General features: G+C 74.2%; 6 protein-coding genes and 1 tRNA gene. 5 read left to right on the top strand and 2 right to left on the bottom strand.

The features are described from left to right. Positions 1-71 precede the first annotated feature (71 nt). From ACOJTC_RS12685 to ACOJTC_RS12675, 3 genes are all read left to right on the top strand, one after another. Positions 72-144, top strand: a tRNA-Arg gene (locus tag ACOJTC_RS12685). A 117-nt stretch (positions 145-261) separates the two neighbouring features. After that, positions 262-1,539: a sensor domain-containing protein gene (locus tag ACOJTC_RS12680; protein ID WP_420116999.1), complete on the top strand. Its 1,278-nt coding sequence runs from the start codon at positions 262-264 to the stop codon at positions 1,537-1,539. Between the two features lie 15 nt (positions 1,540-1,554). After that, positions 1,555-2,199, top strand: coding sequence for a response regulator (locus ACOJTC_RS12675; RefSeq protein WP_420116998.1), 645 nt, complete (start codon positions 1,555-1,557; stop codon positions 2,197-2,199). Between the two features lie 107 nt (positions 2,200-2,306). Here ACOJTC_RS12675 and ACOJTC_RS12670 read toward each other — a convergent pair whose 3' ends face one another. Continuing rightward, the gene (locus ACOJTC_RS12670) at positions 2,307-3,614 is read right to left on the bottom strand and encodes an alpha/beta hydrolase family protein (RefSeq protein WP_420116997.1); all 1,308 of its coding nucleotides are present in this window, start codon (positions 3,612-3,614) and stop codon (positions 2,307-2,309) included. Positions 3,615-3,783: 169 nt separating this feature from the next. On the opposite strand from ACOJTC_RS12670, the gene ACOJTC_RS12665 reads away from it, so the two are divergent. Both ACOJTC_RS12665 and ACOJTC_RS12660 read left to right on the top strand, forming a co-directional pair. Continuing rightward, positions 3,784-4,638, top strand: a complete 855-nt coding sequence (locus ACOJTC_RS12665) for a helix-turn-helix domain-containing protein (protein WP_420116996.1) — start codon at positions 3,784-3,786, stop codon at positions 4,636-4,638. 180 nt (positions 4,639-4,818) lie between these two features. Continuing rightward, positions 4,819-5,763, top strand: coding sequence for an NADP-dependent oxidoreductase (locus ACOJTC_RS12660; RefSeq protein WP_363656789.1), 945 nt, complete (start codon positions 4,819-4,821; stop codon positions 5,761-5,763). A gap of 100 nt (positions 5,764-5,863) precedes the next feature. Here the strand turns inward: ACOJTC_RS12660 and ACOJTC_RS12655 are convergent. Further along, a partial coding sequence (locus ACOJTC_RS12655; protein WP_420116995.1) for a hypothetical protein occupies positions 5,864-6,144 on the bottom strand: 281 nt, incomplete at its 5' end.

Here is a 6,144-nt window from a genome sequence, read left to right as displayed (position 1 = left end):
GAGGGGTTGCGTCGTCCCCTGCCGCTGCGCGCCGACTCGCACGCGACGCCGCAGTAGGCTGGAGAGACCCCGCCTCCGTAGCTCAGGGGATAGAGCGCCGCACTCCTAACGCGGGCGTCGCAGGTTCGAATCCTGTCGGGGGCACCGTTTCGCGGTCCGGTCCGCGGCCCATCGGGTGCGGCAGCCCGGGCTTCTAGCGCAATTAGGGGGCCTGGCCCCCCGCTGCGCGCACCGTTCAGCGGACCGGTCCTGCGTCAGGCCGTGTTCTGCCTGTTCGGGGTGCTCAGCGCGGTCGCGGTCCTGGCCGTACCGATGCTCGTGCCCGCCGTGGGTGCCCTCGTCCTGTGGGCCACCGGGGCCATGTCCCGTGAGCCCGCCCCCACCGTCGCGCCGCTGTTCCTGGTGCTGTTCCCGCTCACCGTCGCGCTGCTGGTCGTGCTGGCCGCCCCGGCCGGGCGCGCGACGGGAGCGGTGCACCGCCGGCTCGCGTCCCGGCTGCTCGGCGTACCCGTGCAGGCTCCGCCACCCCGGCCGTCGCGGCGGCCCGGTGCGCTGGTCACCGACGGACCGGGCTGGCGGGCCTGCGGGTACGCCCTGCTCAAGGTGCCGCTGGCCGTTCCGCAGGGCTACGGCCTGTTCTGTTACGTGTTCGGGCCGGTCAACCTCAGCTACCCGCTGTGGTGGCCGCTGTTCCGCAACCATCCGCCCGGCACCCGCCTCGGGCCGGTGTGGGCGCTGACCCCGTTCGGCCCCATCGGGGCGCGGACGATCGCCGGCGCGTTCCTCATCGCGGCGGCCGGTCTCGCCATGCTCCTGGTGGCACCGACGCTGCTGCGGATCGGTACCACCGCGGACCTGGCCGCGATGCGGTGGCTGCTCGGCCCGCGTCGGCTCGCCGAACGGGTGCGGCAGCTCCAGGTCAGCCGGGCCCAGGCCATCGACGACGCGGCCACGATGATGCGCCGGCTGGAACGGGATCTGCACGACGGCGCGCAGATCCGGCTGGCGACGCTGGCCATGAACCTCGGCATGGCCACCGAGAAGCTCGGTGTCGACGGCCCGCCGCCCGACCTCGTGCAGGCCCGCGAGCTGGTCGCCCTCGCCCACCGTGGCGCGAAGGACGCCCTCGCCGACCTGCGCGATCTGGTACGCGGCATCCACCCGCCGGCGCTCGACAACGGCCTCGGCGACGCGTTGGCGACCCTCGCCTCCAGCAGCGCGCTCCCGGTCACGGTGACGGTCGAGCTGCCCGACCGGCCGGCGCCGGCGATCGAGACGATCGTCTACTTCTGCGCGGCCGAACTGCTCGCCAACGCGGCGAAGCACAGCCACGCGACCCGGGTCCGGCTCGGTGTCGTCGGCACCGGTCGGAGTCTGACGCTCGGGGTCACCGACGACGGCACCGGCGGCGCGGACCCGGACGGCCCCGGCCTGACCGGGCTGGCCCGCCGCATCACCGTCGTGGACGGCCGGATGCGGGTGCACAGCCCGGCCGGCGGGCCCACCCGGGTCGAGATCGAGCTACCCACACAGGTGTGAAACGGAGGCGACGGCATGCGGGTGGTGATCGCGGAGGACGCCGCGATGATGCGCGAGGGGTTGGTCCGGCTGCTCACCGACCGTGGCTTCGAGGTGTGCGCGGCGGTGGCCGACGCGGACTCGTTACGGTCGGCCGTCGCCGACGCCCTACCGGACGTCGCCGTGGTCGACATCCGGATGCCGCCGACGCACACCGACGAGGGGCTGCGCGCCGCGATCGACATCCGCCGCGACCATCCCGGAGTCGGGGTGCTGGTGTTCTCCCAGTACGTCGAGACCCGCTACGCGACCCGCCTGCTCACCGACCGACCCAGCGGGGTCGGCTACCTGCTCAAGGACCGGGTCGCCGACGTCGCCGACTTCGTGGAGGCGCTGACCCGGGTGGCGGCCGGCGGCACCGCGCTCGATCCGGAGGTGGTCGGTCACCTGATGCGGGCCGGGCGGGACGTGGCGGGGCTGGCGTCGCTGACCCCCCGCGAGCGTGCGGTGCTCTCGGCGATGGCCGAGGGCCGGTCCAACGCCGGTGTCGCGGCGGCGCTCGCCATCACCCCCGGGGTGGTGGAGAAGCACGTGGCGAACATCTTCGCGAAGCTCGGGCTGCCGGCCTCGGACGGCGACAACCGCCGGGTGCTGGCCGTCCTGCGTCACCTCGGCGGCTGACCCCGCCCGGTCCGACGCCGGCCGGCGTGCGTGCCCGTCGGCCGGCGACCGACACGAACGCCGGCCGGCGACTGACACGGCTGCCGGCCGGCGGGGTGGATCGCGGGTCAGGGGATGAAGGTGACGCCGGGCAGTCGTGGCGACGGACCGTCCAGCAGGTGCCCGTCCCGGCCGCGCAGCCACCTGTCGAAGAAGGCGGTGACCAGGGTTTCCTGGGTGCGGACGGCGCGGGCCGGGTCGATGGTGCCGATGGTCCCGGTGACGAAGCTGTCGGGCAGGCCGAGTTGCCTGGCGATCTGCGGGAGCAGCGGTACGACGTCCTTGTAGGCGTCCTCGCTGGGCGCCCCGTCGAGCCGCAGGTCGACCCGCCAGCCGGTGCTGTTGTCCCACAGCATCCGCCAGGACGGCGTCTGCCGGTGGTCGGTGCCGGCGTCACCGACGAACATGAACGGCCGGTCCAGGCCGGTGCGGGTCACCGGCCACAACCGGAGGGCGTCCGGGACGATGGGTGACTCGATGCTGCCGTCCATGTCGATCGCGGCCCTGATCCGGGGGTCCCCGCTCATCACCTGCAGAGCGGTGATCCCGCCCGCCGAGACGCCGAACATGCCGGTCCGGCGCAGGTCCAGGCCGCCCGCCACGCCCCGGGGCAACGGCCGGCCCTCCGCGTCGGGGTTCACGCCCCGGTGCAGGGCCGCCAGCTGGTCGAGTACGAAGCGGGTGTCCGCGACCCGGGTGTCGAACACGCGGGCCGCGAGTCGCTGGAAGTCGTCGGGCTGCTGCGCCTGCTCGAAGAGCTGCGGCAACACGGTGGTGAGGACCCGGCCGTCGGGGAACTCCACCTCGGACGTCTCGTAGGTGTGGTCGATGGTCACCACCACGTACCCCCGGCTGGCCAGGTCCTGCACCAGGGTGGTGTTCCAGGTCCGTGGGTCGCCGGCCCCGGGGGAGTACAACACCACCGGGAACGGTCGCCCGTGCCGCGCCATCGGCGCACCCCGGTGACCGCTGGTCCGGGTGGCGGCGAAGTCCACCGCGCCGGCCGGTATGTCGTACAGGCTGACCCCGACCCCGTCGGCGCTGCCGAAGTGGGCCGCCGCGCCGGGCAGCATGTGGGGCGTCCGGGGGAAGCGGGCCACGTCGGTGGCCGGGTACCAGAGGCTGACCATCAGCTCGCGGGAGGCCGGGGTGGTCGCCCACGGGTCGGTGCGGGAGCGGTCGACCAGGTGCAGGTCGACCGTACCCACCGGATAGGGCCCGGTCGGCGTCGGCAGTCTCAGCCGGGCCGGCCCGTCGCCTCCCTTCGGGGTCGACGGCGCGACGGTGCCGAAGGCGAAGGTGGGTGCCGCGTTCGCCAGGGTCAGACAGCCGGCGACCAACGCGGCGAACAGGGCTGTGCGGATTCCTCGTGCCATGAGCGGGCTCCTCGGGAAACCGGGGCTGCGCCTGCGGCCGCCCTCGGTCGTTCCCACGCTAGGAGCGCGACGGGGCCGCTAGAAGGCGGCTTCCACCCGCACCCGTCCCGGGGATAACCCCCGGGACCACCCGCGACCTGCGGTCCGACCGGAGGGGCACACTGGGGCCGTGGATCGTCACGAGTTCGGCGTCGCGGTGCGCCAGTTGCGGGAGAGCACGACGCCGACAACGGTCGGGCTGCCGGTCGGTCGGCGGCGGGTGCGGGGGTTGCGGCGGGAGGAACTCGGCGACCTGGCGGGCATGTCGGCGGACTACGTACGCCGGCTGGAGCAGGGGCGCAGCCACCCGTCGGCCGGGGTGGTACAGGCCATCGCCCGTGCCCTGCGCGTCGGACGGGCAGAGTACGAGCGGCTCTGCGCGCTGGCCGGGTACGCCGCCGCGGACGGGCGGGTGCCGAACGAGATCGGTCCGGGCGCGATGCGGCTGCTGGAACGGTTCACCGACACCCCGATGTTCGTCTCCGACGCGGCGATGAACCTGGTCGCCGTGAACAACGCGTTCCTGGCCCTGGGGCACTGGGACCTCACCGGGGACCCGTGGGAGTGGAACGTCGCCTGGCGTACGTTCTGCGACCCGTTCCGGGGTTTCCGGCAGTCGGCGGCCGAGGCGACCGATCACGAGGCGGTCCTCGTCGCCCGCCTGCGTAGCGCGGTGTTGCGCTACCCGGCCGACGCCTCTCTCGCCGCGTTGGTGGACGAGATGCGTAGCCGCAGCGGCCTGTTCGACACCCTGTGGCGCACGCCGCGACCGGTGGTCGCCTACGAGAGCAGCGCCGCGTTCGTTCATCCGGACGGTGGCGTCGTCACGCTCGTCGGGAGCCTGCTCACCATCCCGGGCGACGATCTGTCGGCCCTGATGCTCACCGCGGCACCGCGTTCGGTCGATGCGGCGCGCCTCGCCGAGATCGTCGACGACGCCGGTGGGCCGGGCATCGTCAGGGTGGGCCAACCTGGCCCAGGCTGACCGCACCGGTTCCTGCCAGATTGGGTGACGCATCCAGCGACCGCAGATCCGGCCGGCTGCCTCCGGGCGACCCTGGTGACAGCGGACCGGATGCCCTGGCGACGTCAAGCGATGCCGCACCCGTGTTCCGCCGAACGTCCGAAACGCGTCGGCGGCGTCCACCCGAAGGTAGGTCCAGCAATGAAGGCAGTGCGTTTCCACGAGTTCGGTGGTCCCGAGGTGCTGCGTTACGAGGACGTGGAGCAGCCGACCCCCGGCGTCGGCCAGGTCCGTGTCCGCGTCGCCGCGACGTCGTTCAACGGGGTCGACGGCAACATCCGGGCGGGCTACATGCAGGGCCCGATCCCGGTCGAGCTGCCCCACACCCCCGGTCTCGACGTCGCCGGCACGGTCGACGCGGTCGGCGACGGTGTGGCCGACGTCGCGGTCGGCGACCGGGTCATCGGCTTCCTGCCGATGACGGGTACCGGTGCGGCGGCGGAGTACGTGATCGCCCCGGCGGAGATCCTGACGGGGGCGCCCAGGAACATTCCGCTGGCCGACGCGGCGGCGCTTCCGCTGGTGGGCCTGACGGCGTGGCAGGCACTGTTCGACCACGGCAGGCTGACCGCCGGCCAGCGGGTGCTGGTCAACGGGGCCGGGGGTGCGGTCGGCGGCTACGCGGTGCAGTTGGCGAAGGAGGCCGGAGCCCGGGTGATCGCCACGGCCAGCCCCCGCAGCGCCGACCGGGTCCGGGCCGCCGGGGCCGACGAGGTGATCGACCACACCGGCACCGACGTGGTGGCCGCGGTGACCGAGCCGGTCGACCTGGTGCTCAACCTCGCCCCGGTCGCCCCGGAGCGGCTCGCCGCGCTGGTCCCGCTGATCCGTGACGGCGGGGCCCTGGTCAACACCACCGTCTGGATGCCGGCCCCCTCCGACGAGGAGCGCGGCGTACGCGGCATCGACCTGTTCGTCCGCAGTGACGCCGACCAGCTCGCCGACCTGGCGGCGCGGGTCGGCACCGGCGAGTTGCGGGTCGAGGTCACCCGACGGGTGGCGCTGGCCGACCTGCCCGCGCTGCACGCCCAGGCCGGCGCGGGTGAGTTGTCCGGCAAGACCGTCGTCCTCGCGCCTGCGGCCTGAGCTGCTCCCGGCAGGGTCGGTCAGGTCGTCGGCACCCGCGGTCGACGCCGCCCTCACCGGCGTCGACGCCCGGAAGCGACGCCCGGGGTGCCCGGGTGAGCTACCGACCGGCGTCGGACGGTGGTTCGGTGAAGTAGTCACGGAGCATGGCGATCTGCCCGGTGCGGAGTCGGAAGATCTGCACGAGCGACATCGTCGTCCGCTGCCCGTCCGTCCCGTCGAAGGCGACGTCGATCTCGGCGATGAACACGTCCGGGTCCCGGGTGACCGCACCGGGGGAGGGGACGCCGAACGGCGCCCGGGCCCCCCCGGCGGGGGGGGGCCCGGCGGGGCGGCGGCCGGCGGGGGGGGGGGCCGGGCCCGCCCCGGGGGGGGGGGCCC

Origin of the sequence: Micromonospora sp., from assembly GCF_048594385.1 — a bacterium.
Taxonomy (GTDB): domain Bacteria; phylum Actinomycetota; class Actinomycetes; order Mycobacteriales; family Micromonosporaceae; genus Micromonospora; species Micromonospora wenchangensis.
The sequence above is the reverse complement of the archived record's forward strand: the minus strand, read 5'-3'. Positions and strand labels throughout refer to the sequence as shown.